Origin of the sequence: Burkholderia savannae (assembly GCF_001524445.2) — a bacterium.
Lineage (GTDB): Bacteria > Pseudomonadota > Gammaproteobacteria > Burkholderiales > Burkholderiaceae > Burkholderia > Burkholderia savannae.
Genome location: NZ_CP013417.1, coordinates 3,844,594 through 3,868,998, shown reverse-complemented (window position 1 = coordinate 3,868,998; position 24,405 = coordinate 3,844,594). Strand labels below are relative to the sequence as shown.

Sequence of the window (24,405 nt, the reverse complement as noted above, 5' to 3'; positions counted from 1 at the left end):
GCGCGAAAGGCCGCCGGCGCGGCCGTCAGGCGAACGTGTCGACCAGCCCGACGCTGCGTTGCGTCGCGCCGCTGGACGGCGTCGCTGCGAGTTCGCCGAGCGCGGCGTCGGCCGTCGACGCGCCGGGCGCGCGTCGCGTCGCGGCTCCGTCCGACGATTGTCGTTGCGGGGTCTGCTGCTGCGCGGACGCGAAGCCGCCGTCGCTGACGCTCGCGCTGCCGAGCCCGAGTCCGCCCGCTTCCATCGCTTCGCGCAGCTTCGGCAGCGCGGCCTCGATCGCGTCGCGCACTTGCGCGTGCTGCGACACGAAGAGCGCGTGCGCGTGGCTGTCGGCCACGCGCAGCACGACTTGCAGCGGCCCGAGATCGGGCGGATTCAACGTGAGCTCCGCGCTCTGCTGATGCGCGTTCGACAGGAACACGACCTTCTGGCTCAACGCGTCCGTCCAGTCGGGCGTGCCGACGGGCGGCGCGAGCGCCGCGGCGGCGGCCGCGCCGGCGCTCGCGTTCGTGGCGAGCGCGGCCGGCGCGGCCTGTTGCAGCGCGGCCGGCGCGCTCGAAGCCGCGAGCGTCGCGCGCGCGGAATCGGCCGCGTCCTGCAGCGCGGCGAGCGCGCCCGACGCGTCCGGCTGCGCGGCGTTCGTCGCCGCGATCGCGATTGCCGTCGCCGGGTTCGCGCCCGATACGTCGGCGAACGCCGCTTGCGCGGCGGGGGCCTTCGCGCCGGCGAGCATCTTGTCGAATGTGGCGCCGTTCGCGGCAAGCGGCGCGGACGCGTTGCCCGTGCCCGCCGATTGCGCGCCTTGCGCCGCCGTCGCGCTCGCCTGGCCGGCGCCCGTGAGCTTGCCCAGCGCCGCGTTCAGCGCGTCGCCGATCGATTGCTGCGCGCTAGCGGGCACGGACGAATCGGCGTCGCCCTGCGGGGCGGCGTTCGTCGCGGGCGAGGTCGACGGATGGGCGACGGCGCCCGCTTGCGCGGCCGCCGCGTCGGCGGCCGTCTGCACCGCCTGCGCATCGGGGCGCGCCTGCAGTTGCGCCTGCAGCGACGCGGCCGCGGCGAGCGCGGCGGCGTTGGCCGATGCCGATTGCGTCGCGGTGTCGTCGTCGTCCTGATCGTCAGGTTTTCCCGATCCTTTCGCGTTGCCCGTGCTCGCCGCCGCCTGCGCGCTCGCGCCGGAGGCCGACGCGCTCGCCGCGTTGCTCGCCGAAGCATTCGTCGCGGCGTTCGCCGCGTTGCCGGCGCTCTGCGCGCATGCGCTCGAATTCGCGTTCGCCTGACGCTGCGTCTGCACGCTTTGCTTGAGCGTTTGCGCGAACGGCGCATCGCCGGGCGACGCAGACGGCGCGTTCGACGCGCCGGACGCGTTCGCCGAAGAACCGGACGACGACTTGACCATCGTGCTCGCTGCGCCGAGCAGCAAACCGATCAGGGGAAGAGGAGGCATGTCGGATCTCGTGTTCGGGTTCGATGTGCGGCGCGGCGCTTACTTCGCCGCTTCCTTCGCCGCTTCCGCGCGCATGCGCAGCACCTTCGCCGCGTGCTCGTCGGCGTCGCGCTGCTCGCGTTTCGCGGCGTGTTTCGCTTCCTGCTGCGCGCCGCGCGCCTGCAGGATTTCGTACGAGCCGAGCGTGCGTTTCTTCGCCTGCCACTCGGGGCGCGCCGCTTCGATGCGCGTCTGCGCGGCGGCGACGACGCGCCGCTGCTGGTCGATCGCCGCGTCGAGCGTGTCGAGGAACGCCTGGAAGTTGCGGCAGTTGCCGGCGGGCATGCCCGATTGCGCGGATTCGGCGAAGCGCACGCGGTATTCGTCGCGATAGCGCAGGAGCGCGTCGAGCTGCGTCTGCGCGTCGGTGCGCTCGTGCTGCGCGCGGCCGAGCTGCTTGGTCGCGGCGTCGAGTTCGTCCTGCGCGCGCTCGAGCAGGAGCTGAAGGGGAAAGGTTTGGGCCATGGCGTTCAGCCTCCTTCGGATTCGAACAGCGCATCGAGCGCGGCGAGGCTCGGCGCGTATGGCGCGCATTCGCGAAAGCCCTGCTGCAGGAACGATTCGATGCGCGGGTACAGCGCAACCGCACGGTCGAGCTGCGCGTCGCGTCCCGCCGCGTACGCGCCGACCGCGATCAGGTCGCGGTTGCGTTGGTAGCGCGACAGCATTTGCTTGAACTGGCGCACGCGGTCGAGGTGCGCGTCGTCGATCAGCGCGGTCATCGCGCGGCTGATCGACGCTTCGATGTCGATGGCCGGATAGTGGCCGGCTTCCGCGAGCGAGCGCGACAGCACGATGTGGCCGTCGAGAATCGCGCGTGCGGAATCGGCGATCGGGTCCTGCTGGTCGTCGCCTTCGGTGAGCACCGTGTAGAACGCGGTGATCGAGCCGCCGCCTTGCGGCCCGTTGCCGGTGCGCTCGACGAGCGCGGGCAGCTTCGCGAACACCGACGGCGGATAGCCTTTCGTCGCGGGCGGCTCGCCGATCGCGAGCGCGATCTCGCGCTGCGCCATCGCGTAGCGCGTGAGCGAATCCATCAGCAGCAGCACGTGCTTGCCCTGATCGCGGAAATACTCGGCGAGCGTCGTCGCGTAAGCGGCGCCCTGCATCCGCAACAGCGGAGACACGTCGGCCGGCGCGGCCACGACGACCGAGCGCGCGAGCCCGTCCTCGCCGAGGATCTGCTCGATGAACTCCTTCACTTCGCGGCCCCGCTCGCCGATCAGGCCGATCACGATCACCTCGGCGCTCGTGTAGCGCGCCATCGTGCCGAGCAGTACCGATTTGCCCACGCCCGAGCCGGCGAAGAGGCCCATCCGTTGGCCGCGCCCCACGGTCAGAAGCGCGTTGATCGCGCGCACGCCGACGTCGAGCACGTGATGGATCGGTTCGCGATCGAGCGGATTGACCGACGGCGCGGTGAGCGGTGCGTCGACCTTCGACGCGAGCGGCCCGAGATTGTCGAGCGGGCGGCCCGACGCGTCGACGACGCGCCCGAGCATCTCCCAGCCGACGGGCAGGCGCTTGGCGCCCGCGAGCGGATCGGCGACGGGCGCGGTCTCGAGCGGCCACACGCGCGCGCCGGGCAGCACGCCCGCGACCGCGGTGGTCGGCATCAGGAAGAGGCGCTCGCCCGCGAAGCCGACGACTTCGGCTTCCGCATACGGCAGCGCGCTGCCCGCGGGCAACTCGATCGTGCATTCGGCGCCCACCGACAGCCTCAGTCCGATCGCTTCGAGCACGAGGCCCGCCGCGCGGGTGAGGCGTCCGCACGGGCGCAGCGGCAGCGCGCGCGCGTTGCGCTCGCGGATGCCGTCGAGATGGGCGCGCCAGTGCGCGAGATGCGGATTGGCGAGCGCCGCGCGCGACGTCGCGGGGCCCGCCGCGAGCGGGCGGTGGTGAGGGGGCTGGGCGAGCGCGCCGTCGCCGATGTCGCGCGCGGCCGCGTCGCCGTGCTCGGGGCCGCGCGACGCGAGCGCGAGCTCGCGCTCGAGCGCATCGAGTTCGTCGCGGCCGAGCGCGCCGGATGCGTTGCTCACCATGCGCTCACCTTGCCGAGCGCGGCCGCGACGCGCTCCCAGCGGGTCGTGAGCGTCGCGTCGATTTCGCCCGTCGATGCGTGCGCGCGGCAGCCGCCGCGCTCGACGGCCGCGTCGGTGCGCACGCTCCAGCCGAGCGCGTCGAGCTCGTCGTCCAGATAGGCTTCGACGACGGGCAGGTCCGCGGGATTCACGATCAGATGCGGTGCGCCCGCGAGCGCGGGCTCCGCGGCGAGCACCTCGCGCGCGGCCGCGATCAGCGCGGCCGGATCGTGCTGCACGTGCTGGCGCACGACCTGCTGCGCGATCTCGAGCGCGAGCGTCGCGATGTCGTCGGCGAGATCGCGCTCGACGCCCGCGAGCGCGTCGCGAAACGACGCGGCGAGCGCGGCGAGCGCGGCGCTCGCCGCGCGCGCTTCGGCTTGGCCTTCGTCGAAGCCCTTCGCGCGCCCCTGTTCGTAGCCGGCCTGATAGCCGAGCGCCTGGCCTTCGACGTGGCCGGCGGCGATCCCTTCCGCGTGCGCGGCGTCGCGCACGCGCTGCAGTTCGGCGGCGAGCGCGGCGGCCGCCGCCGCGCCGCCGTCGTCGGGCGGCGCGGGCGGCGGCGGATCGAACGAAGCCATCTCCCACCGCTGATACGCGGTGACGGGCTTGCTCGACGCGCTCGTGCGATCAGACATATGCGTCTTCCGCCTTGCCGCCGATCACGATCTGGCCGCTCTCGGCGAGGTTGCGCACGACCTGCAGGATCTTGCGCTGCTGCGTCTCGACTTCGGACACGCGCACCGGGCCGCGCGCGTCGAGATCCTCGGCGAGCAGCTCGGCCGCGCGCTGCGACATGTTCGACAGGAACTTCTGCCGCAGCGCGGGCGGCGCGCCCTTCAGCGCGACGATGAGCGCCTCCGATTCGACTTCCTTGAGCAGCAGCTGGATCGCGCGGTCCTCGAGTTCGAGCAGGTTCTCGAACACGAACATCTGGTCGATGATCTTCTGCGCGAGATCGGGATCGTATTGCTTGACGTTCTCGAGCACGGCTTCCTCGTGCACGCTCGTCATGAAGTTCAGGATCTCGGCCGCGGTGCGGATGCCGCCCATCGGCGCGCGCTTCAGGTTGTCGCTGCCGGACAAGAGGCCCGTCAGCACGTCGTCGAGCTCGCGCAGCGCGGTCGGCTGGATGCCGTCGAGCGTCGCGATCCGCAGCAGCACGTCGTTGCGCAGCCGCTCGGTGAAGCACGACGCGATCTCCGACGCCTGGTCGCGATCGAGGTGCACGAGGATCGTCGCGATGATCTGCGGGTGCTCGTTCTTGATGAGCTCGGCCACGGCCGCCGAATCCATCCACTTGAGCCCTTCGATCCCGCTCGTGTCGCTGCCTTGCAGGATGCGGTCGATGAGCACGCCCGCCTTGTCCTCGCCGAGCGCCTTCGTCAGCACCGAGCGGATGTAGTCGTTCGAATCGAGCGACAGCGCGGTGTGCTTCTCCGCTTCGTGCACGAAATCGTTGAGCACGCCCTCGACCTCTTCGCGCGTGACGTTCTTGAGCGAGGCCATCGCGGCGCCGATCTTCTGCACTTCGCGCGGCGCGAGGAATTTGAATACCTGCGCGGCCTCTTCCTCGCCGATCGACATCAGCAGGAGCGCGCTCTTGTTCAAGCCTTCAGCGTTCATCGGACACCCAGTTCTTCACGACGGTTGCGACGATCTTCGGATCTTGCCGCGCGATCGTGCGCGCGTAGTCCAGATTGCGTTCGTAGCGGTTCTTCTCGCTTTCGAAGGCGAGGAGGGCCGGATGCTCATCGTCCTCTTCGGCAAGCTGTTTCTTGTCGGGGCTCGGCAGGCCGTCGAGCGCGATCGCGTCGTCCGGGCCGTTGAGCGCCGCAACCGCGGCCGCCGCCGGCTGCTCGGCGGGCGGCGGGAACGCGCGGCGCAGCGCCGGGCGCACGAACATGAAGTAGAGCGCGGCGGCCGCCGCGGCGACGCCCAGCCACTTCGCGATGTCCTTGCCGAGCTCGATCATGTCGGGCTGGCGCCACCACGGCAGGTTCGCGAACGGGTCGACCGCCGCCGAGAACGTGCTGTTGACGACGTTCACCGAATCGCCGCGCTTCTCGTCGTAGCCCATCGCGTCCTTCACGAGCTGCTGGACCTGCGCGAGCTTGTCCGCGGTGAGCGGCTGCATCGTCACGTGGCCCTTCGCGTCGGTGGCCGGCTGATAGTTGACGACGACCGCGACGGACAGCCGCTTGATCGTGCCCATCGATTGCTCGACGTGACGCACCGTTCGGTCGAGCTCGTAGTTCGTCGTCGAATCCTTGCGATCGCTGACGGGCGTCGCAGCCGGGCCGGCCGGCTGGCCGTTGCTCGCGACGATCGGCGCGGACGCGGGCTGCGGCGGCGTGTTCGACAGCGCGCCCGGCACGCCCGACGCGCCGCTTTGCGCGAGCTCGGTCGCGGAGCTCGTCTGCTGGCTGCGGATCGCGGCCTGCTGCGGCGCGCCGTTCGGTCCGTAGCTCTCCGAGGTCTGCTCGATCTTCGAGAAGTCGACGTCGGCGCTCACCTGCGAGCGCGCGTTGCCGGCGCCGAAGATCGGCGCGAGGATCGCGTCGATGCGCTTTTGCGTGTTGCGCTCGATCTGCTGCACGTACTTGAGCTGGCTCGCGTCGAGGCCCGTGGCCGACGCGGTCTGCGTGAGCAGGTTGCCGTCCTGGTCGACGATCGTCACGTTCTTCGCGGGCATGTCGGGCACGCTCGACGACACCATCCGCGTGACGGCGAGCACCTGCCCTTCGTCGAGCACGCGGCCCGGATACAGATCGACGAGCACCGACGCCGACGGCGCTTCGCGCTCGCGCACGAACACCGACGGCTTCGGAATCGCGAGATGCACGCGCGCGGCGCGCACCGCGTTGATCGATTCGATCGTGCGCTGCAGCTCGCCTTCGAGCGCGCGCTGATAGTTGACCTGCTCGGCGAACTGGCTGATGCCGAATTTCTGGTTGTCCATCAGCTCGAAGCCGACCGAGCCGCCCTTCGGGAGCCCCATCGAGGCGAGCTTCAGACGCGTTTCGTGAACCTGGTTCGCGGGCACGAGGATCGCGCCGCCCGCGTCGGCGAACTTGTAGGGAACGTTTGCCTGCTGGAGCGCGGTGATGATCGCGCCGCCGTCGCGGTCGGACAGGTTGCTGTACAGCACGCGGTAATCGGGCGCGCGGCTCCAGAGCACGAGCGCGACGATCGCGGCGACGGCGAGCGCCGCGCCGATCAGGAACGGCAGGCGCGGATTCGTCTTCATCCGCGAAAGTCCGGGAATGCGCTCGGCGAAGCCGCCCAGGCCGAAATCCGCGCCGCCCGCCGCCGCGCCCGGCAGCGCGCCCGCCGCGGCCGCGGCTTGCGGCGGCGCGCCCGCAAGGCTCGAACGGGCGTCGGGATTGATCAGCGAGTTGGCCTGCGAGTCCATGCGTCGAGTATCTCCACTGCGGGCTGAGTGCCGGCTCGGCAGAGCAGGCGGACATTGACACGATGCGATTATCCGCAGTGCGGTCAAGCGCGATCGGCCGAATAGAGCGGGGTTTCGCCCGTACTTCTGCGTCTTTCGCCTTCGGGCCGCTGCTATGCTTTTTCGCAATCCGGCCCTTGCAACGCTCGCGGGAAGCCGGAGTTCCCCCCCGCCGGGCCCTCGCGGCCCGGCTCTTTTGCGGAGATCCCATGGTTGCCCCCGTCAACGGAATCGCTTCGGCGCTGCAACAAATGCAGGCGATGGCCGCGCAGGCCGCGGGCGGAGCGGCGAGTCCGACGGCGGCGCTCGCCGGCTCCGGCGCGGCGAGCGCCGGCTCGTTCGCGAGTGCGATGAAGGCGTCGCTCGACAAGATCAGCGGCGACCAGCAGAAGGCGCTCGGCCAGGCCCAGGCGTTCGAGCTCGGCGCGCAGAACGTGTCGCTCAACGACGTGATGGTCGACATGCAGAAAGCCAACATCGGCTTCCAGTTCGGGCTCCAGGTCCGCAACAAGTTAGTGAGCGCCTACAACGAGATCATGCAGATGTCCGTCTGACGGATCTCTCCGCGCGTCATTTTTCTAAAGCTTTCGGGCTTCCTTACCGATAACGTCGGTACAAGCCCGCGCCGTGCCGTGCACGGGGCGGTGATACCGGATCGAATGCACCAAAGAGGAGGAGCGCCATGTTCACCCCAGGACACGCTGGAGCCAGTGCCTATGCGCGCGTCGGCGTCGAAACAGGGGTGATGGGCGCATCTGCGCATCGGCTCATCGCGATGCTTTACCAGGGCGCGCGCCAGGCGATCGCGCTTGCGCGGCTGCATTTGCAGCAAGGCAACGTCGCCGCGCGCGGCGAGGCGATCGGCAAGGCCATCCGCATCGTCGAGAGCGGCTTGCAGCAGTCGCTGAACCTCGAAGCCGGCGGCGAGATCGCGTCGCGTCTCGACGCGCTTTACACGTACATCTGCCAGCGTCTGCTGCAGGCGAACGTCGACGCGAGCGAGCCGCTGCTGATCGAGGCCGACGGCCTGCTCGCGACGCTCGAGGACGCGTGGACGGGCATCGGCCCGGAGGTGGCCAGGATGACCGCGCAAGCCGCAACGGAACAGTCGCGATGAACCGGAAGACCGAATACTTTGCTCGCTACGAAGCGATCGCCGACGTGTCCGGGCGGATGCTCGTCGCGGCCCGCAATGCGGCATGGCATGCGATGGGCGGGCTGCAGGAGGAGTATCTGCGGCTTGTCGACGGGCTGAAAGAGGCCGAGCAGGGCGTCATGCTCGACGATGCGGAGCGCACCCGCAAGTTCGAGCTGATCCGCCGCATCCTCGCCGACGACGCCGCGATCCGCGATCTCGCGAGCCCGGAGGTCGCGCGGCTGTCCGCGTTCATCCGCGCGGGCCGCTCGACGCTGAACGACCTGTACCGGGCGCGCGGCTGAACGCGGGCGGGGCACGCCGCCGCGTTCGTGCGCGCCGGCTCACGCAAGCGGACGGCGCGCGTCCGTTTGCGCGGGTTGCACGAATTTCATCCGGCGCGCGTCAGGACTCACGATGACCGCTATCGACACCGCTGCCGCCGCCATCCTGGCGAGCCGCATCGACAGTCTTCTCGACGCGATCCAGCCCTCGGCGGGCGGCGCGGCGGCGGCACAGGTCGGCACGTCCGGCGCGCCGCCCGCGTCAGCGCCGCCGCAGCAGGCGGCGGGCGGGCCGCCGCCTGCGTCCGCGCAGGCCGTGCTGTCCGAGGTCGGACTCACGCTCGACGCGATTTCCCGTTACGGCGGTGATGCGACGCCCGCGGTCGTCGGCGCTGCGCCGCTGCTGCCCGCGCCGCCGATCGCGTCCGCCGCGCAAGCGGCCGCGTTGGTCGATCCGTTGCTTGTTGTCGCGTCCGATGCCGGCAACCCCGGGCCGTCCGCGGCGGCGCCCGGCGCGCAGGCGGCGCAGGCCGCGCAGGCCGCGGCGCAAGCGTCTTCGGGCGCATCGCCCGCCGCCGCGCTGAGCGCGGCGCTCGCGCAGGCCGTCGCGGAAAGCGGCCTCTTCTACGAATCCCATCTCGCACAATGGCTCGCGGGCCAGCGCACGACGGCCGAGCTCGCGCGCGAGCCGCAGGCGCGGCTCGCGACGGCCGGCCAGCCGGGCGCGCAGGCCGGCCAGGCGGGCAATGCGCTCGACGACGCGCTTGCCGATCTGCTCGCCGCGCGCCTGCCGCTGCCGCAAGGCGGCCGCGACGACGCGCCCGCGCAATCGGCGGCGCGCAACCCGGGGCAGCCGGCGGGCGACGCGGGCGAAGGCGCGGCGGCGTCGGGCCGCGCGCCGCCGAGCGCGGCGGCGCTCGCACGCTCGGTCGACGCGTATGCGGCGCTCGCCGGCGAAGACGGCAAGCCCACCGCCGCGCAAGCCGCGCAGACGGCCGGCGCGCGGCCCGGCATGCCGCCTCCGGACGCGGGAGCGCCGGCGTCGGTCGCGGCCTCGCTGCACGCGGCGACGCTGCCGATCGTGCGCCAGCAGCTCGATCTGCTCGCGACCGACCAGTTTCGCTGGACCGGCGAAGCGTGGCCGGGCGCGAGGCTCGACTGGACGATCGAGCCGGACGAGCGGCATGGCCGCGAGCGGCCGTCGTCCGAGGCCGAAGCGCCGGATGCGCGCGGCTGGCGCACGCGCTTGACGCTCGCGTTGCCGTCGCTCGGCACCGTCGACGCGGAGCTCGTGCTGAACGGCGAGCAGCTCGCCGCGCGGCTGCGCGTGAGCGAGGCGGGCGCGGCGCGGCTCGCGCCGCACGGCGACGCGCTGCGTGCCCGTTTGCAGGCGCTCGGATTGCAGGTGAGCGGCTTGTCGATCCGCGTGATCGACGGGGTGCCCGACGGTTTCGACGCGACGGTCGCGCGGGCGGCCGCGTCCGCGTACGCGCGCACGGCGGCGAGCGGCGAGCCGGGGGCGGCAGGGGCGACGGGACCGACTGGGGAGAGGGGGGCGGCAGGACCGACAGGGGCGGCCGGTATTGCGAGCGGCGCGGCTGCAGGGGCCGGTGCGGCGGGCGTCGAGCCGCGCACGCCGCCGTCGCCGGTCGAGACCGACGACGATTGGGAGCTCGCGCGATGAGCGGGCCGCAGCGCAAGCGCGCCGCGGTGCTCGCGTACGACGCGAAGGGCGGCGATACGGCGCCGCGCGTCGTCGCGAAGGGCTACGGGCTCGTCGCCGAGCGGATCATCGAGCGGGCGCGCGATGCCGGGCTGTACGTGCATACCGCGCCCGAGATGGTGTCGTTGCTGATGCAGGTCGACCTCGACGCGCGGATTCCGCCGCAGTTGTATCAGGCGGTCGCGGAACTGCTCGCGTGGCTGTACGCGCTCGAACGCGGCGCAGGCGACGGTGACGGTGACGGTGACGGTGACGGTGACGGCGGGCAGACGGTTTTTCCGCCGTTGCCGAAGCGGTGAAGACGGACGGCCTGAGGGCGTGACCGGTGTCTCGGGCTCGTGGGACGTGCGTCGGTGCTCGATTGTTCGTTGGTGAGCTGACGGATCGGTGAATTGGCGAGTCGGCGAATCAGCGAACGCGCAGCACGATCCTGGCTCCGTCAGCGTCCAGCGACATTGAGTTCGCCGATATTTTATGTAATGATATCCATTCTCATTTAATTAAACGGGCGGCGCGCGACTCGGTTGCGCGCCGCCCGATGTTTTGTGCGAATGGAAATCGAAGCGTGAACGCGCCCGAATCGATCGAAAAACTCACCGGCGTCGTGGTGCCGTATCCGGGTTCGCCGCGCAAGCTCGACGAGATCGAGCTCACCGAGCGCCGCCGCCGCTCGCGGCGCGCGACGTTCATCAAGTGGCTTCGCAAGGTGCATGGCTGGGTCGGCTTGTGGGGGGCGGTGCTGGGCCTGCTGTTCGGCGTGACGGGCGTGCTGCTCAATCACCGCGCGCCGCCGCTCAAGATCTCGTCCGGCGAGCCGCAAGTCAGCCAGCTGCAACTCGCGCTGCCGTCGCCCGTGCCCGATACGCCCGCCGCGATGGCCGCGTGGGTTCGGCGCGAGCTCGCGTTCGACGGCCGGCTTGGCCGCATCCGCAAAGATCCGGCGCAGCCCGTCGCGTGGGGCGAGCGCCGCGTCACGCAGCCCGAGCACTGGCAGTTCGGCCTCTTCGGCCCGCGCAGCAACGTGCAGGTCGAATACTGGAAAGGCAACGGCTACGTGTCGGTGAAACGCACCGACAACGCGATCCTCACGACGCTCAATAACCTGCATCGCGGCGTCGGGATGAACCTGTTCTGGGTGCTGCTGATGGATACGATCGCGGGATCGATGGTCCTGCTGTCGCTGACGGGTGTGCTGCTCTGGACCGAGCTCAACAAGCGGCGCACGGTGGGCGTCGTGCTCGTCGTCGGGTCGGTGGCAGCGGCGCTGGCGGCGGGCTTGTCCTGAGTCGAGCGTCTTCGGCCGCCGCTTTCCGGGCGGTGCGCGCCGCGCGTTCGTCGGGCGTTGTCGCGCCGCGCGCCATTACGTCTTTTCGCGCGGCGCGATGCGCAAGGCGGCGCATTGTGCAATCGGGCCGGCTCGACGGCGAGTCGCGCATGCTTTTCACGATCGCGGGCCGGCATCGTCGGTTCGCCCGTCGAGACAAGCGCACGGTTGCGGCCTGATTTGCGGCGCGCATGTGCGCTGGACTTCGAAAAACAGAAAGTCCGCTGGATGACCGGGCTATTCTGCTTTGCCGACCGCCGACCGCCGACCGCCGACCGCCGACCGCCGACCGCCGACCGCCGACCGCCGACCGCGAACGCGAACGCGAACGCGAACGCGAACAGCGAACAGCAAATCACCACACCCCAAACACCGATCGACGTTCGCGGCCGCCGACCTAAATCCCGCACGCCACGTCGCCGTTCGTCGCGACCTCCCGCGCCGCCTTCGCTCCCTCGACCTGCAGGATCGTCGGCAGCGACACGCCATTCTTCGCCGCCGTCACCTCGGCGAGAATCGACACCGCGATTTCCGGCGGCGTCCGGCTTCCAATGTAGATGCCCGCCGGCCCGTGCAGCCGCGCGAGTTCCGCCGCGCTCAGATCGAATTCCCGCAGCCGCTCGCGCCGCGCCTGGCTGTTGCGCCGCGAGCCGAGCGCGCCGACGTAGAACGCCGGCGTCTTCAGCGCCTCCATCAGCGCGAGATCGTCGAGCTTCGGATCGTGCGTCAACGCGATCACCGCCGAGCGGCGGTCGAGTTGCATGTCGAGCACGGTGTCGTCGGGCATCGTCCGCACGACGTGCGTGCCGGGCACGTCCCACGCGTGCGTGTATTCGTCGCGCGGATCGCAGACCGTCACCTGATAATCGAGCCCCACCGCGATCTGGCACAGATAGCGCGACAACTGCCCCGCGCCGATCACGAGCATCCGGTAGCGCGGCCCGTGGATCGTCACGAGGCGCGCGCCGTCGAAGTGGAGCCCGTCGGTCGCGATCGCGGGCGCGAGCGTCGCTTCGCCGCTGGCGAGCTCGAGCGTGCGCGTGACGAGCCGGCCGCGCTCGACCGCGTCGCACAGCGCCGCGACGCCGCTCGCCGGCCCGAGCGGCTCGAGCACGAGCTCGATCGTGCCGCCGCACGGCAGGCCGAAGCGGTGCGCCTCCTCGGCCGTCACGCCGTATTTGACCGCTTCGGGCCGCGTCCAGCTCGCGACGCCCGAGGCCTGCACGCGCGCGATCAGATCGTCTTCGATGCAGCCGCCCGACACCGAGCCGGCGACGAGCCCGTCGTCGCGCACCGCGAGCATCGCGCCCTCGGGGCGCGGCGACGAACCCCAGGTCCGCACGACCGTGACGAGCAGCGCGCGGCGCCCCTCGCCGAGCCAGCGCGCGCTCGTTCGCAGCACTTCGAGATCCACGCTTTCCATGATCCGGTCCTTGCAGCTTCCCGGCCGATGGGATTCCGGCCGCTGAATGGCGCGATTATGGCGCGTCCGATGAAAGCGTGCAGGAGCGGCCGCGCGCACAAAAAAAAGCGCTCCCGGCGATCGGGAGCGCTTGGGCTCGGGCGGCGAGGCGAGCCGTGCGATTGGCCCGCCGCGCGCATGGCGCGAAAAAGCGCGTCAGTGCTGCGCGCCGTGCGCGAGCTTCGAGTGACGGCGCGAGTACGCGAAGTACACGACGAGGCCGATCACGAGCCACGCGCCGAACGCGATCCACGTGACGGGCTGCAGGTTCAGCATCAGGAACAGGCACGCGGCGACGGCGAGAATCGGCACGATCGGCACGCCCGGGCAGCGGAACGCGCGCGGCAGATCCGGGTGCGTGCGGCGCAGCACGAGCACCGCGATCGACACCATCGAGAACGCGGCGAGCGTGCCGATGTTGATCAGCTCGGCGAGCACGTTGAGCGGGATCAGCGCCGCGATGAGGCCGAAGAACAGGCCGACGAGCCAGGTCGTCAGGAACGGCGTCGCGAAGCGCGGATGCACGCGCGAGAGCGCGGCGGGCAGCAGGCCGTCGCGCGACATCGCGAAGATGATCCGGGTCTGGCCGTAGCTCATCACGAGAATCACGGTCAGCATGCCGATGACGGCGCCGAGATCAATGAAGCCCGCGACCCACTTCTCGCCCGCGACTTGCAGCGCGTACGAGATCGGGTGCGAGATGTTCGCGTACTGCGCCCACGGCACGATGCCCGTCGCGATCGCCGCGACCGCGACGTACAGGAACGCGCACACGCCGAGCGAAGCGATGATCCCGATCGGCAGATCGCGCTTCGGGTTCTTCACTTCCTCGGCCGCCGACGACACCGCGTCGAAGCCGATGAACGCGAAGAACATCACGGCCGCCGCGCCGAACACGCCGTTCCAGCCGTGCGGCATGAACGGCTTCCAGTTCGCGGGCGTCACGTGGAAGACGCCGACGGCGATCACGAGCAGCACGACGGCGACCTTGATGAACACCATGATGTTGTTCACGCGCGTCGATTCGCGAATGCCGATCGACAGCAGCGTCGTGATGACGATCATCACGAGGAACGCGGGCAGGTTGAAATAGGTGACGACGCCCGGCAGCGCGCCCGGCGCGGCGGAGAGCGCTGCGGGCAGCGACACGCCGAAGCCTTGCAGCAGCGATTGCAGATAGCCGGACCAGCCGACCGACACCGCGGATGCCGCCAGCCCGTATTCGAGCATCAGGTCCCAGCCGATGATCCACGCGACGACCTCGCCGAGCGTCGCGTACGAATACGTGTAGATCGAGCCGGCGACGGGGATCGTTGATGCGAATTCGGCGTACGACAGCGCGGCGAGGCCGCACGCGATCGCCGCGATTACGAACGCCAGCATCAGCGCGGGGCCGGCCTGCACGGCGCCCGTGCCGGTCAGCACGAAGATGCCGGTGCCGATGATCGCGCCGATGCCGAGAAAGGTGAGGTCGACCGCGCCGAGCGCCTTCTTGAGGCCGGCCGCGTGCGCGCCGGCGATCATGCGGTCGACGTTTTTCTTGCGGAAGAGAGACATTGCGAAGGGTGACCGGAAACGCGAGGCGCGCGCCCGGATAAGTGGAAAACCCGCCATTTTAGCGGATGTCGCGCGCTTGCCCGCGCCGGACGGCGCGCGTTTGCGACGTGAGTCGCAAAAAAAATCGTCCAATGAAAACAATCGTTTGCGGTCGGCGCGGCGTTGCGCCGCAGGGCGTGCGCGCCGCTTCGGACACGCGCGCCCCCGGCGCTACGCGCCGATCGCCGGGTTCATGTCGACGAGGCGGTTGCTCATCACGTAGAACGTCAGCTCCGCGTTGTTCGACAGCTTCATCTTCTCGAGCAGGCGCGTGCGATAGACGCTGACCGTCTTCACCGACAGCGACAGCGCGAGCGCGATGTCGGTGAGCCGCTTGCCCGACGCGATCATGCAGAGCGTCTGGTACTCGCGGTCGGACAGCTTCTCGTGCGGCAGCGGCTCGTTCTCGAACGACACGTATTCGGCGAGCGCCTCGGCCATCGCCGGGCTCACGTACTTGCGGCCCGCGGCGACCTGGCTGATCGCCGACACCATCTGCACGGCGTTGACGGTCTTCGACAGATAGCCGGCCGCGCCCGCCTTCAGCGCGCGCACCGCGAACTGATCCTCGCGGTACATCGAGAACATCAGCACCGGCGTGCGCGCCAGCTTGCGCTTCAGGCGCTTGAGCACCTCGATGCCGTTCATGTCGGGCAGCGAGATGTCGAGGAGGATCACGTCGAACGTGCTCTTCTCGGTGATCGCGAGCGCCTCGCTGCCGGATTCGGCCTCCATGACCTCGCGCGCGATGCCGCGGTCGATCAGCAATTGGCGAATGCCTTGGCGGACGATCGCATGATCGTCGACGAGCAGGATCTGCAGGCTCATCTTGCCTCCCGGCGCATCCTGCGCGCGACGGCCGGCGCGTGCGCGGCGGCGACGAGCGCGTCCCACGCGAAGCGCGCGCGCAGCACGGTGCCCGCGCCGCTCGGGCGCGGCGAGACGAGCTCGAGCGTGCCGCCGAGCGCCTCGCAGCGCGCGCGCATGCTGCCGAGCCCATAGCCGCGGCGGCGCGCGGCGGCGATGCCCACGCCGTCGTCCGCGACGACGAGGCTCAGATGCGTGTCGTCGACGTCGATCCGCACGTCGGCGGCCGACGCGTGCGCGTGCTTCGCCACGTTTGCGAGCGCTTCCTGCGCGACGCGGAAGACGGCGAGCGTGCCGTCGGCGCGAAGCTGCGTGACGCGCGCGTCGGCCGCGCAGACGAAGCTCGTGCGCAGGCCGGTGCGCGCGCCGTGCGCGCCGATCCACGCGGCGAGCGCGCCGACGAGCCCCGCTTCGAGCGCGGGCGCGCCGAAGCCGTCGATCAGGCGCCGATTCGCGGCCGTCGCGGCGTCGAGCGCCTGCTGCGCGAGCGCGAGCGCGCGCCGGCACGCGTCGGGCGCGTCGTCCGGCAGCCAGGTTTCGACGTTCGCGAGCGCGAAGCGCGCGGCGGTGAGATCGGCGCCGAGGCCGTCGTGGAGCTCGCCCGCGAGATGGCGGCGCGCGGATTCGTCTGCGGCGACGAGTTCGGCGGACAGTTGCGCGACGCGCGCGCCGAGCCGCTCGGCGGCGGGCGCGCGCGCGGCGGGGCGGGAAACGAAAGGAATGCCGACCTCGGGTGCGAGGTCGCTCGCCGACGCAGCGGCGGCGCTTGCAATCGACGGCGCAATAGACGGCGTATCCATGACTCTCCCTTTCTGTTCAGAAAGCTATTCAGATACCTACTGAAACGATTGCGAACCGCCGCAGCCGGTACGACCTGTCGGCGGCTAAGTCAGCAATGCGCCGTGGAAACACTATTTACATCTTGTAACAATTAGTCTGGCACTGTAACAGCACGTGGGACCGTTTTCACACGCCGCGCATGATATCGCAGAATTATAGGAAAAGTCATACGGGGCGGACGTTTAAAGGCGATCGTTACGCCTCGGGATGTTCCCGATGTAGGACAAACACCGACAGACAATTTCGGCAAAATAACGCGAAGTTGTAACGATGTTGAGATACAAATATGACATTTTGTAACTCTGTTGCAGAGATTCGGCATAAAAAAACCGGAGCGTGAGGCTCCGGTTTTTTTGATCTGGATTAAACGCGGGATCAGTCGACGAACGCGCGCTCGATCACGTAGTGGCCGGGGGCGCTGTTTTTGCCCTCGACGAGGCCCGCCTTCTTCAGCAGCTCGGTCGTGTCCTTCAGCATCGCGGTGCTGCCGCACAGCATCACGCGGTCGTGCTCGGGCGAGAACGGCGGGGTGTCCAGATCCGTGAACAGCTTGCCGGACGAGATCAGATCGGTGATCCGGCCTTCGTTCTCGAATTCCTCGCGGGTGACGGTCGGGTAGTACACGAGCTTCTCGCGGATCACTTCGCCGAGGTACTCGTGGCCCGGCAGGTCGTTCTTGATGAAATCCATGTACGCGAGCTCGCCCTTCAGGCGGCACGTGTGCGTGAGGATCACCTTGTCGAAGCGGTCGTAGATGTCCGGATCGCGAATGATCGACATGAACGGCGCGAGGCCCGTGCCCGTCGACAGCATCCACAGCGTCTTGCCGGGCAGCAGGTTGTCGGCGACGAGCGTGCCCGTCGGCTTCTTGCCGATGAGGATCGAATCGCCGACCTTCAGGTGCTGCAGCCGCGACGTCAGCGGGCCGTTCTGCACCTTGATGCTGAAGAATTCGAGATGTTCTTCATAGTTCGGGCTCACGATGCTGTATGCGCGCGTGAGCGGCTTGCCGTCGACTTCCAGGCCGACCATCGTGAATTCGCCGTTGTTGAAGCGCAGGCCTTGGTCGCGGGTGCAGGTGAAGCTGAACAGCGTGTCGGTCCAGTGGTGGACGGACAGGACGGTAGCGGTGTCGAATTTGCTCATGGATTCGGAAACGGACGCGTATAACGGGCCCCAAAACGGGCAAAAAACCGAGGGCGTCGGCCCGATCGCGGATCGGCCGGCCGGCGCGTCGGACACGCGCCTTCTCGATGAGAGACGATTGAGGAACTTGTTATTTTACCCTGCTTGCGGCACGCGCGGGCTTGCCCCCCGCGAGCGCGCGGATTTGGCGCAACGCATTCTTTCCGGCGACGCTCATCGGTCGGCCGCGAGCTTCGCGCCGAGACCGACGAGCGCCGCCCCGCACAGCGCGTCGAGCGGGCGCCGCACGCGCCGGTAGCCGCGCTGCGCGCGCGGGTTCGCGAACAGGTACGCGACGCCGCAATACCAGCCGCCCGACATCGCGCCGATCGCCAGCAATGTCGCGCCGTCGAACCACAGCGGGACGTGCGAGGGCAGCATCGCCGCGAACACGCTGGTCCAGAACGCGCACGATTTCGGGTTCGTCAGGCACGTGAAGAGGCCCGTGCGGTACGCGTGCAGGTAGTCGCGCATCGCGGGCGGCGGCAGGGCGGCGCAGGCGTCGCCGGCGCTGTCGGGTGCGGGCGCCGGCTCGCGCCGCGCGCTCGCGCGCAGCAGCTTGATGCCGAAATACACGAGATAGGCCGCGCCGCCGATCCGGATCGCCTCGTACAGCCATTCGACCTGGTGCAGCACGGCCGCGAGCCCGAGCATCGCGAGCGTCGCCCACGTGAGCGACGCGGTGCCGACGCCGAGCGCCGACACCGCGCCGAGGCTGCGGCGGCCCGACAGCGACAGCTGCGAGATCATGAAGATGTTCGGGCCCGGCGTGACGAGCGCGACGAGGTAGACGGCACAGATTTGCAACAGGATCGGCAGCAGGTTCATGGCGGCGCGGGTTCGAAAACGGGGCAAGCCGTTAATGTAGCGCGCCGCCGCGCTCACGGCGAATCCAGCCGCAGCCGCGCGATGTACGGCAGATGATCGGACAGCCAGGCGGTTTCCTCGCCGGGCGCGCGCCATTCGATCGGCGTCATGCCGCGCACGAACATCTTGTCGAGCGCGAGCGCGGGCGAGAACGCCGGAAACGTGCGGCCCGATTCGCCGAGCAGCGTCGCGACTTCGGACAGGCCGATGTCGCCGAATAGCGAGATCGAGTCGTTGCGCCAATCGTTGAAGTCGCCGGCGAGCACGAGCGGCCCCGCGCCCGCGTGGCGCTCGATCCAGTGCGCGATCCAGTGCATTTGCCGCAGCCGCGCGGCGCGCGTGAGCGCGAGGTGCGCGCACAGCAGCGTGACGGGCGCGCCGCCCGCGAGCGTCGCGCGCGCAACGAGCAGGCCGCGGCGCTCGAAGCGGTGCGCCGAGATGTCCCAGCGGCCGCCGAGATCGAGCGGGTGCGGCGACAGGATCGCGTTGCCGTGCCGCCAAGAGGGCTTGAACACGTTCGGCCCGAGCGCGATCTGCCAGTCGAGCGCGCGCGCGATCTCGGTCGCCTGGCAGTGCCAGACGTCGTCGACGGGCTCGGCCATCGGCGTGCCGAAGCCGGACGCGAGCACCGGTCGCGGCATGCGCCGCGCCATCGCTTCCTGCAGGAAATAGACGTCCGCGTGCGTCGCTTCCACCCAGCTGCGCATCGCGTCCCACGCGGTGAAGCCGAGCGGCGAGCGGCCCTTGTGCAGATTCCAGCTCACCGCCGTGATCTCGTTCTCGGCCGGCAGCGGCTCGGCGAGCGACAGGGTGTCGGGCACGTGCATGATCGATCAGTCCCCGACGACGCGCGCTCGCACGCGATAGACGAGTTGCGGGTTGCGCTCGGCGAGGGTCCAGTCTGTCCACTGGGCGGCGCGCGCATCGAGGGCCGGATGGCTCGCGACAATTCGACGCGGCGGCGGGCGCGTGCACGGCGCGCCGGCGGACGGCGCGGCGCCGTCGTCGGCGAGCGTTTCCTGCGCGTCGATCGCGAGCGCGACCGCGTTGCCCTCGACGTACAGCGGCGCGACCGTGATCGTGCGCGACAGGCCGGAGGCGGGGGCGCCCGCGGCCGACGCGGCCGCCGGTGCGGCGCCGCACCCGGCGGCGGGCGCGACGGGAATGCCGTGCGTGTCCGAGCGGGCCTGGCCGACGGTGGTCTTCTGCTCGAACGTGTCGATCGTCTGGCCGTCGCGTACCACCTGGATCTCCCAATCGATCACGGGCTGCGGGCCGCTCTGTGCATGCGCGCCGAACGCGGCGGCGCCGAGCGCGCCGGCAACGCCGGCTTCGAGTACGAATTTTCCGGCGCGGGCGAGCCGGGAGGCAGGACAGGCGGGCATCTTACGCTTAAACGAAATCATCGAACTTCCGACCGCGCGGGTTTTTGCTCGGTTCATCTTTCGCACGCGGCGCCGTTATCGGGGACATCGACGACATGTGCGCGGCGTGCGGATTTTCAAGCATCGGGCGGCGCGGCAAACGGGCGCGCCGCGCGGGCGCCGGCGCGAGCGGCGAATGCGGCGGCGTCGCACGCGGCGCGCGCCGCGCGCGCACGCGTTGCGGACCGCGGTTTGCGGCGCGATGCGCACGACGTGAACTCACGATCATACGCGCGGCGCGTGCCGCGTGCAGCATCGCGGGCATGTTAGCAGCAGCCCCAGACGGCTGCTCGCTTGCAGTGGACGCCGGGCTGGCTACACTGAAATCGAAGGGGTCTGATGGGCAGGCAGCAGTAGCAAGGCGAGGTGGGCGATGACGACGGCGATGGTGAAACAGGAACTGGCGGTGGCGTCGTTCAGCACGGTCTACGATCTGGACCGTGTCGAGACGGCGCTGAACGATCTGAACGAAGGTGCGAGCGATGCGCTGCGCGCGACCTACGAGAAGATGCTGAAGACGGGCAATCTGCGCTTTTGCGTGAAGCCGACGCGGATGCCCGCATTCGATTCGCTCGCGGAGGAATTGCCGAACTTCGCCGAGCTGCTCGACGACGTGCGCAAGCAGGTGGCGCTCTGCCTGGAAACCGACGACCGCCTCGAATTGATGCCGATCCTCCTGCTCGGCGAGCCGGGCATCGGCAAGACGCATTTCGCGAAGGCGCTCGCGAAGATGCTCGGGACCGCTTACCACTACGTGCCGATGAGCTCGCTCACGGCGGGCTGGGTGCTCTCGGGCGCGTCGTCGCAGTGGAAGAACGCGAAGCCGGGCAAGGTGTTCGATGCGCTCGTCAACGGCTGCTACTCGAACCCCGTGATCGCGATCGACGAGATCGACAAGGCGGGCAGCGACGCGCAGTACGATCCGCTCGGCGCGCTGTATGCGCTGCTCGAGCACGACACCGCGTGCGCGTTCGTCGACGAATTCGCCGAGGTGCCGATCGACGCGGGCAACGTGATCTGGATCGCGACCGCGAACGACGCGAGCGCGATTCCCGAGCCGATCATGAACCGGATGAACGTCTACGAGATCGAGCCGCCCGACGCGTCGGGCGCGCGCCGCATCGCGCAGACGATCTACGGCGAGATCCGCAACGCGCATGCGTGGGGAAGGCGCTTTCCCGACGCGCTCGGCGACGATGCGCTCGACGTGCTCGCCGCGATGCAGCCGCGCACGATGCGCCGCGTGCTGCTGCACGCGTTCGGCGCGGCGCGGCTCGACGGGCGCGACGCGATCGCGCCGCACGACATCCGCACCGGCGAGAGCGCGGGGCGCCGCCGGCCGATCGGCTTTTGACGGGCGCCACGCGCACACGCTTCGCGCGACGTACAATCGTATGTCCTGCCTTCGAAGCGTGAGCGACGCGAATGACGATGGAGCGGATTGACTGTGTGGTGATCGGCGCCGGCGTGGTCGGCCTCGCGATCGCGCGCGAGCTGGCCGCGCGCGGACGCGAGACGCTGATCCTGGAGGCGGCCGACGCGATCGGCACGGGCACGAGTTCGCGCAACAGCGAGGTGATCCACGCGGGGCTCTACTATCCGCGCGGATCGCTGAAGGCGTCGCTGTGCGTGCACGGGCGCGACCTGCTGTACGACTTTTGCGAGACGCACCACGTGCCGCACCGGCGCTGCGGCAAGCTCGTCGTCGCGACGTCGCCTTCGCAGGTGAAGCAGCTGAAGGCGATCGCCGCGCGCGCGGAGGAAAACGGCGTGCTCGATCTGCTCACGCTGTCGCGCGACGAAGTGCAGGCGCTCGAGCCCGAGCTCGAATGCATCGAGGCGCTGTTCTCGCCGAGCACGGGCATCGTCGACAGCCATCAGCTGATGCTCGCGCTGCTCGGCGACGCCGAGCGCGGCGGCGCGTCGTGCGCGCTGCGCTCGCCCGTCGAATCGATCGACGCGGCGGGCGGCGGCTTCGTCGTGCGCGTCGGCGGCGCAATGCCGACCGAAGTCGAAGCCGCATGCGTGATCAACAGCGCGGGGCTCGGCGCGCAGGCGCTCGCGAGGCGCGTTCGCGGGCTCGATTCGCGCTGGGTGCCGCCCCTTTATCTCGCGCGCGGCAATTACTTCAGCCTGGCCGGCCGCGTGCCGTTCGCGCATCTCGTCTATCCGGTTCCGGACCGGGCCGGGCTCGGCGTGCATCTGACGCTCGATCTCGCCGGGCAGGCGCGCTTCGGGCCCGACGTCGAATGGATCGACGCGCTGCGCTACGACGTCGATCCGCGCCGGGCAGAAGCGTTCTACACGTCGATCCGCTCGTATTGGCCGGGATTGCCCGACGGCTCGCTGCAGCCGGCGTACGCGGGCATCCGCCCGAAAGTCGCCGGGCCGGGCGAGCCCACCGCCGATTTCGTGATCCAGGGCGTCGCGCAGCACGGCGTGCGCGGGCTCGTGAACCTGTTCGGCATCGAGTCGCCCGGGCTCACCGCGGCGCTCGCGATCGCGCAGCGCGTCGGCGAAATGGCCGCGCGCACGTAGCATGCGTAGGTTGCATGACGATTTCTTGTTTTCGATTGGCTTATCTTCGGAATTACCCGCGTCACATTTGGGTGCATGAGCGGTATGCTTGTGCGCTGCTGCCGCTAGAGCAGCGACAACCCACAATGTTGGAGCGAATTCCCATGAAAACGTCCCGCCGGAGTTTCCTGATCACGAGCGTCGGGGCCGTGTCGGCGCTCGCGCTCACGCGCGAAGCGTTCTCGGCCGATCTGCCGATGCTGTCCGAAAGCGATCCGACCGCCGTCGCGCTCGGCTACAAGGCCGACGCCACCAAGGTCGACAAGGCGAAGTTCCCGAAGTACGCGGCAGGCGAAGCCTGTTCGGGCTGCATGCTGTATCAGGGCAAGAAAGGCTCGGCGTCGGGCCCGTGCGGCGCGTTCCCCGGCAAGCAGGTGGCGGCGAAGGGCTGGTGCAACGCGTTCACGAAGATGGCATGACGCAAACCTGAAGCGGCGCGCGGCGGTCTCGCGCCGGCGCGCCGCGTCGCATCGAAGCGCAAAACGCCCGCCGTCCGACGACGGCGGGCGTTTTTTATTGCTTGAAATCGATTCCTCCGCTTTCTACACTCGCTCAACGGCAGTCGGCGCGGCTTCCGCCTTTTTTCGGCGGCGATATCGGCGCGCGACGCACGACGACATCACACAAAGGCACGACGACAGCGAGGGGCGAGGATGGCATCCGTTGCGGCTTCGACGAAAACGGCGGGACAGGCGCTGAACCGGCGCGCGGTGGTGGCGGCCGTGATCGGCAACGCGCTCGAGTGGTACGACTTCATCGTCTTCAGCTTCATGACGGTCGTGATCGCCGAGCTGTTCTTTCCGACCAGCCGCGAGTATTCGTCGCTGCTCCTCACGACCGCGACGTTCGGCGTCGCCTTCTTCATGCGGCCGATCGGCGGCATCGTGCTCGGCCTCTACGCGGATCGCGCGGGGCGCAAGGCGGCGCTGTCGCTCGTGATCCTGATGATGACGTTCGGCATTCTCCTGATCGCGATCGCGCCGCCCTACGCGGCGATCGGCATCGGCGGGCCGCTCCTCATCGTGCTCGGACGCCTGCTGCAAGGCTTCTCCGCGGGCGGCGAATTCGGCAGCGCAACCGCGCTCCTGATCGAAGCGGCGCCGTTCTCGCGGCGCGGCTACTACGGCAGCTGGCAGATGGCGAGCCAGGCGGCGGCGCTGCTGTTCGGCTCGCTCGTGGGCGCGGCCGTCACGCGCGGCCTGTCGACCGAGGCGCTGCACGCATGGGGCTGGCGCGTGCCGTTCCTGCTCGGGCTCGTGATCGGGCCGGTCGGCTTCTACGTGCGCCGCCATCTCGTCGATTCCGAAGCGTTCCTGCATGCGCGCGCACGCGGGCGGCGCGTGACGCTTCGCGACGTGTTCGCGCAGCACGGGCGCGCGGTGACGTGCGGGCTCGGCGCGGTGATCGCGCTCACCGTGACCGTCTACGTGCTCATCAGCTATCTGCCGACGTTCGCCGTCAAGCAACTGAAGCTGCCTTACGCGCAGTCGTTCTACGCCGTGATCGTCGGCAATCTGCTGTTGACGGTGCTGTCGCCCGTCGCGGGCGCATGGTCCGACCGGATCGGGCGCAAGGGGCTGTCGCTGTGGGCGCTCGGGCTGACGCTCGTGATGATCTATCCGCTCTTCCTCTGGCTCGACGCGTCGCCGAGCATCGCGCGGCTGATTCTCGTGCAGGCGATCCTGTCGGTGACGCTCGCCGGCTACTACGGACCGTTCGGCGCGATGATCGCCGAGCTCTTTCCGGCGAGCGCGCGCTCGACGGGCCTGTCGCTCGCGTATAACGTCGCGGTGATGGTGTTCGGCGGCTTCGGGCCGTTCATCGTCACGTGGCTCATCAAGACGACGGGCACGCCGCTGGCGCCGACCTATTACGTGATGGCGGGGCTCGCGCTGTCGTTCGTCGCGATCGCGTTCGTGCCGGCGAGAAGCGCCGATCTCGATTGACGGCGGCGGGCCGCGCGGCTGATGTGCGGCTGATACGTGGCCGATAGGTGGCCGATGCGCGGCTGATACGCGGTCGATACGCGGTCGATACGCGGTCGATGCGCAAGACGTCGGCGCGAACGCGCGCCAATAAAAATCGCGCAATCCGTATCAGTCA

The 24,405-nt window shown here is 69.6% G+C and carries 25 protein-coding genes; 10 read left to right on the top strand and 15 right to left on the bottom strand.

The features are described from left to right. Positions 1–25: 25 nt before the first annotated feature. The 6 genes from WS78_RS18945 to fliF are packed head-to-tail and all read right to left on the bottom strand — an operon-like array spanning position 26 to position 6,979. Positions 26–1,444, bottom strand: a complete 1,419-nt coding sequence (locus WS78_RS18945) for a flagellar hook-length control protein FliK (RefSeq protein WP_059583817.1) — start codon at positions 1,442–1,444, stop codon at positions 26–28. Between the two features lie 39 nt (positions 1,445–1,483). Continuing rightward, entirely contained in the window at positions 1,484–1,948 is a 465-nt protein-coding gene (gene fliJ / locus WS78_RS18940) for a flagellar export protein FliJ (protein ID WP_038748519.1), read from the bottom strand. 5 nt (positions 1,949–1,953) lie between these two features. Further along, complete coding sequence (fliI, locus tag WS78_RS18935; protein ID WP_038748516.1) at positions 1,954–3,525, bottom strand: flagellar protein export ATPase FliI; 1,572 nt, start codon at positions 3,523–3,525, stop codon at positions 1,954–1,956. Next, a complete protein-coding gene (gene fliH, locus WS78_RS18930) occupies positions 3,519–4,202 on the bottom strand; it encodes a flagellar assembly protein FliH (protein WP_038748514.1) in 684 nt (227 codons plus the stop codon). Before fliH ends, fliI begins: the two co-directional genes overlap by 7 nt. Further along, positions 4,195–5,190 carry a flagellar motor switch protein FliG gene (gene fliG, locus WS78_RS18925; protein WP_038748513.1) on the bottom strand — a complete coding sequence of 332 codons (996 nt, stop codon included), beginning with the start codon at positions 5,188–5,190 and terminating at the stop codon, positions 4,195–4,197. Before fliG ends, fliH begins: the two co-directional genes overlap by 8 nt. Then, a complete protein-coding gene (gene fliF, locus WS78_RS18920) occupies positions 5,180–6,979 on the bottom strand; it encodes a flagellar basal-body MS-ring/collar protein FliF (RefSeq protein WP_059583820.1) in 1,800 nt (599 codons plus the stop codon). Before fliF ends, fliG begins: the two co-directional genes overlap by 11 nt. Before the next feature lie 248 nt (positions 6,980–7,227). Here fliF and fliE point away from each other — a divergent pair, with 248 nt between their 5' ends. The 6 genes from fliE to WS78_RS18890 all read left to right on the top strand — a co-directional run bounded on the left by fliE (position 7,228) and on the right by WS78_RS18890 (position 11,445). Continuing rightward, positions 7,228–7,572 (top strand): flagellar hook-basal body complex protein FliE, encoded by a 345-nt coding sequence (fliE, locus tag WS78_RS18915; RefSeq protein WP_038748509.1) that lies wholly within the window; start codon positions 7,228–7,230, stop codon positions 7,570–7,572. A gap of 128 nt (positions 7,573–7,700) precedes the next feature. Further along, on the top strand, positions 7,701–8,135 hold the full coding sequence (gene fliS, locus WS78_RS18910) for a flagellar export chaperone FliS (RefSeq protein WP_038748507.1): 435 nt from the start codon (positions 7,701–7,703) through the stop codon (positions 8,133–8,135). Further along, positions 8,132–8,458, top strand: a complete 327-nt coding sequence (locus WS78_RS18905; protein WP_038748505.1) for a flagellar protein FliT — start codon at positions 8,132–8,134, stop codon at positions 8,456–8,458. The genes fliS and WS78_RS18905 overlap by 4 nt, the downstream gene beginning before the upstream one ends. Before the next feature lie 112 nt (positions 8,459–8,570). Beyond that, a complete protein-coding gene (locus tag WS78_RS18900; RefSeq protein ID WP_059583823.1) occupies positions 8,571–10,121 on the top strand; it encodes a flagellar hook-length control protein FliK in 1,551 nt (516 codons plus the stop codon). Further along, positions 10,118–10,459, top strand: coding sequence for an EscU/YscU/HrcU family type III secretion system export apparatus switch protein (locus tag WS78_RS18895; protein ID WP_059583825.1), 342 nt, complete (start codon positions 10,118–10,120; stop codon positions 10,457–10,459). The genes WS78_RS18900 and WS78_RS18895 overlap by 4 nt, the downstream gene beginning before the upstream one ends. A gap of 266 nt (positions 10,460–10,725) precedes the next feature. Continuing rightward, a complete protein-coding gene (locus tag WS78_RS18890) occupies positions 10,726–11,445 on the top strand; it encodes a PepSY-associated TM helix domain-containing protein (RefSeq protein ID WP_059583827.1) in 720 nt (239 codons plus the stop codon). Positions 11,446–11,881: 436 nt separating this feature from the next. Here WS78_RS18890 and WS78_RS18880 read toward each other — a convergent pair whose 3' ends face one another. The 9 genes from WS78_RS18880 to WS78_RS36040 form a co-directional block, all read right to left on the bottom strand. Next, complete coding sequence (locus tag WS78_RS18880; protein ID WP_059583830.1) at positions 11,882–12,907, bottom strand: XdhC family protein; 1,026 nt, start codon at positions 12,905–12,907, stop codon at positions 11,882–11,884. Between the two features lie 195 nt (positions 12,908–13,102). Next, positions 13,103–14,503 (bottom strand): amino acid permease, encoded by a 1,401-nt coding sequence (locus WS78_RS18875; RefSeq protein ID WP_059583831.1) that lies wholly within the window; start codon positions 14,501–14,503, stop codon positions 13,103–13,105. Positions 14,504–14,713: 210 nt separating this feature from the next. After that, positions 14,714–15,370 carry a response regulator transcription factor RqpR gene (gene rqpR, locus WS78_RS18870; protein WP_038748495.1) on the bottom strand — a complete coding sequence of 219 codons (657 nt, stop codon included), beginning with the start codon at positions 15,368–15,370 and terminating at the stop codon, positions 14,714–14,716. Continuing rightward, entirely contained in the window at positions 15,367–16,209 is an 843-nt protein-coding gene (locus WS78_RS18865) for a sensor histidine kinase (RefSeq protein WP_038748494.1), read from the bottom strand. The genes rqpR and WS78_RS18865 overlap by 4 nt, the downstream gene beginning before the upstream one ends. A 415-nt stretch (positions 16,210–16,624) precedes the next feature. Beyond that, entirely contained in the window at positions 16,625–17,395 is a 771-nt protein-coding gene (locus WS78_RS18860; protein ID WP_038748492.1) for a ferredoxin--NADP reductase, read from the bottom strand. 213 nt (positions 17,396–17,608) lie between these two features. Continuing rightward, on the bottom strand, positions 17,609–18,262 hold the full coding sequence (locus WS78_RS18855; RefSeq protein WP_059583834.1) for a LysE family translocator: 654 nt from the start codon (positions 18,260–18,262) through the stop codon (positions 17,609–17,611). A 53-nt stretch (positions 18,263–18,315) separates the two neighbouring features. Further along, positions 18,316–19,128 (bottom strand): endonuclease/exonuclease/phosphatase family protein, encoded by an 813-nt coding sequence (locus WS78_RS18850; protein WP_059583836.1) that lies wholly within the window; start codon positions 19,126–19,128, stop codon positions 18,316–18,318. Between the two features lie 6 nt (positions 19,129–19,134). Beyond that, a complete protein-coding gene (locus tag WS78_RS18845; RefSeq protein ID WP_038748487.1) occupies positions 19,135–19,707 on the bottom strand; it encodes a hypothetical protein in 573 nt (190 codons plus the stop codon). Next, positions 19,694–19,990: a hypothetical protein gene (locus WS78_RS36040; RefSeq protein WP_156439856.1), complete on the bottom strand. Its 297-nt coding sequence runs from the start codon at positions 19,988–19,990 to the stop codon at positions 19,694–19,696. Before WS78_RS36040 ends, WS78_RS18845 begins: the two co-directional genes overlap by 14 nt. A gap of 108 nt (positions 19,991–20,098) precedes the next feature. Between WS78_RS36040 and WS78_RS18835 the strand changes: the two genes are divergently transcribed. From WS78_RS18835 to WS78_RS18820, 4 genes are all read left to right on the top strand, one after another. Further along, positions 20,099–21,079, top strand: coding sequence for an AAA family ATPase (locus tag WS78_RS18835; protein WP_038748485.1), 981 nt, complete (start codon positions 20,099–20,101; stop codon positions 21,077–21,079). A gap of 71 nt (positions 21,080–21,150) precedes the next feature. Further along, on the top strand, positions 21,151–22,263 hold the full coding sequence (locus WS78_RS18830; protein ID WP_082717316.1) for an NAD(P)/FAD-dependent oxidoreductase: 1,113 nt from the start codon (positions 21,151–21,153) through the stop codon (positions 22,261–22,263). Positions 22,264–22,406: 143 nt separating this feature from the next. After that, positions 22,407–22,721 (top strand): high-potential iron-sulfur protein, encoded by a 315-nt coding sequence (locus WS78_RS18825; protein WP_059583839.1) that lies wholly within the window; start codon positions 22,407–22,409, stop codon positions 22,719–22,721. Between the two features lie 234 nt (positions 22,722–22,955). After that, positions 22,956–24,248, top strand: coding sequence for an MFS transporter (locus tag WS78_RS18820; RefSeq protein ID WP_059583842.1), 1,293 nt, complete (start codon positions 22,956–22,958; stop codon positions 24,246–24,248). Positions 24,249–24,405: the final 157 nt, after the last annotated feature.